The following is a 1,571-nucleotide window of genomic DNA, read 5'->3' as shown; positions in this document are numbered from 1 at the left end:
CCGTGCCGCTCCGGTCGCCGGAGGCGGCGGCGCTGCACGACCGGCCCCATCCTAGGGGACTGACCCCCGCGAGACGACATCGCCGGCGCCTCTCCTCTGCGACGCCGCTAAGAAGAGGCGGAGGAAAACGGTCTCGGCAGATGACCTCAGCCCTCCAGGGCCACCAGGCCGTCGACGAACTCGCGGTACTGACGCTGCGCATCCGACATCCTCGCCCAGGTGGCGTGGGCCTGTGCACTCATGTCTGCGTACTGGGCGTCGCTGAGGTCCATCACGGACTCGACGGCGTCGGCCACCTGCGCGGCGGTGACCTCCACCGGGACGAGCCGGCCGTTCTCGCCGTCGTGGACGATCTCGCCAGTCCCGCCGGCGGCGGTGGCCACGACCGGCATACCCGCCGCCTGGGCCTCCATGACGGCCACCGGGACGCCCTCACCGTCGGAGCAGTTGAGGAAGCAGGCGAAGTCGGTGGCGGCATAGAGCTCGCGCACCTCGCGGTTGGTCAGGTGCCCGGTGAAGGTCACCGGGGTCGAGTCGATCAGCTCCTCGGCCCGGGCGCGCATGGCGGCCAGACGATCGGCGTCGTTCTCGCCGATGTGGGTCCAGGAGACTCTCCGACCGCGTCGCTCCAGCTCGGCGACGGCCTCCACGATGAGGTGGACCCGCTTGTAGGGGGCCATGTGCGAGCAGGAGACCAGCTGGAAGGGCTCAGTCCGGTGACGCTCGTGGCGCGGAGCGGGCGGCACCCCCAACCGGCGCACCTCGATGTTCCGGGCCTCGGGAAAGCGCCGGTGCAGGAAGGAGGCCGCGTAGTCCGAGATCGGATAGACCCGGTCCACGGCCCGCATGACGAAGGCGCGTGAGGGGATGTAGCCGCGGGGGGCGTCGGCCTCGTCAACGTCGTAGGCATGCGCTCGCGAAACCACCGTCACCGGGCGCCTTTTCAGCTCCCGACGCCGCAGCATACCGCCCAGTGCTGCCCCGGTGAAGAACCAGTACGAGTAGATGGTCAGGTGCCCCGTCCCCTCCAGCCCCAGGCTCGGCAGGAGCCGACGCATTCGTCCGTACGCGCTCAGGGCGATCGCCGCGAAGCGCACATCCATGCCGAAGCGGCCGAAGCTCTTCCACACCGGGGTCTCCACCATGCGCTCGCGGCCCAGCAGAATCTGCGGGGCGCGCAGGAGGGCCTGGAGGCGCCAGTCGGCCAGCCGCGAGGCGGGCAGCAGGGCGCAGCGGGCATTGGCCGGCAGGTCGCGGGTCTGACGGGCCCCCTGGCTCAGGCGCATCGGGACGATGACGACCTCGTCGTATGCGGCGCACAGGGTCTCGATCTCCTGCTCGAGGAACTCCTCCCCCACCTCATAGGGGAAGGCGTCGGTGAGCAGGAGCAGACTGCGCCGGCCCACCGCCCCAGCACCCCTCGGGGACGCGGTCGCCGCATCCGCACGGCCGGACGCGCTGCCGGCGCCACCGGCACCATGAGCGCCGTCACTCCCCTCCCGGGTGGAACCCGGAGGGACATCGGCGGACGGGGCGATGCTGGTGGCCACGGCGACTCCTGTGCGGGCGGC

1 protein-coding gene is annotated in these 1,571 nt (G+C 71.4%); it reads right to left on the bottom strand.

Annotated features, from left to right (window positions below):
- Nucleotides 1–146: 146 nt before the first annotated feature.
- The gene (locus tag HMPREF3165_RS04605) at nt 147–1,406 is read right to left on the bottom strand and encodes a glycosyltransferase (RefSeq protein WP_083303198.1); all 1,260 of its coding nucleotides are present in this window, start codon (nt 1,404–1,406) and stop codon (nt 147–149) included.
- Nucleotides 1,407–1,571: the final 165 nt, after the last annotated feature.

This window comes from Actinomyces sp. HMSC08A09 (genome assembly GCF_001807465.1).
GTDB lineage: Bacteria > Actinomycetota > Actinomycetes > Actinomycetales > Actinomycetaceae > Actinomyces > Actinomyces oris.
This window is presented reverse-complemented; position numbering and strand designations above follow the sequence as displayed.